1 rRNA gene is annotated in these 1003 nt (G+C 49.1%); it reads left to right on the top strand.

From position 1 onward, the window contains the following. Positions 1-1003: ribosomal RNA gene (locus tag ACTNC3_RS11385) — 23S ribosomal RNA — on the top strand; the annotation flags it as partial.

Below are 1003 nucleotides of genomic sequence, written 5' to 3'. Positions count from 1 at the left end.
CTGTGGAACACCGCAAGGTGAACCGCGTACTTTTTGTAGAACGGTCCGGCGAGTTATATATACTGGCAAGGTTAAGGACTTAAGGTCTGAAGCCGAAGCGAGAGCAAGTCTGAATAGGGCGTCAAGTCAGTAAGTATAGACCCGAAACTGGGTGACCTATCCATGTCCAGGATGAAGCTAAAGTAAAATTTGGTGGAGGTCCGAACGCACATCCGTTGAAAAGGGTGGCGATGAGGTGTGGATAGCGGAGAAATTCCAATCGAACCCAGAGATAGCTGGTTCTCCTCGAAATGGCTTTAGGGCTAGCCTCGTTGTGAGTCTTACGCAGGTAGAGCACTGAATTGTTGAGGGGGCGTCAAAGTCTACCAAGACATATCAAACTTCGAATGGCGTTAAGATATAAACGGGAGTCAGACTGCGCGATATAAATTGCATAGTCAAAAGGGAAACAGCCCAGACCTACAGCTAAGGTCCCAAAGTGTGTGTTAAGTGGTAAAGGATGTGGGATTTCATAGACAACTAGGATGTTGGCTTAGAAGCAGCCACACATTCAAAGAGTGCGTAATAGCTCACTAGTCGAGAGGTCCTGCGCCGAAAATTCACGGGGCTAAAACACAACACCGAAGCTTAGGAACAGAAATGTTGGTAGAGGAGCATTGATGCATGGCAGAAGCGGTACCGTAAGGATCCGTGGACGTGCATGAAGAGAGAATGCCGGAATGAGTAGCGAGATGGAGGTGAGAATCCTCCAGGCCGAATATCTAAGGTTTCCAGGGTAAAGCTGATCTGCCCTGGGTAAGTCGGGGCCTAAGGCGAGGCTGAGAAGCGTAGTCGATGGACAACTGGTTTAGATTCCAGTACCTTATAGTATCAGAAATGTGGGGACACATGGGAGATGGCAGAGCCGGGAATGAAAAGACCGGTCCAAGCGTAAGAGCTGCTGAGCAGGCAAAACCGTTCAGTAAGGCAAGGACGTGATGGGGAGCGAACTAAAGTAGCGAAG

The sequence above is a fragment of the Oribacterium sp. HCP3S3_B9 genome, from assembly GCF_052064255.1.
Lineage (GTDB): Bacteria > Bacillota > Clostridia > Lachnospirales > Lachnospiraceae > Oribacterium.
Note: the sequence above shows the minus strand (reverse complement) of the source record. Positions and strands in the feature narration are given on the sequence as shown.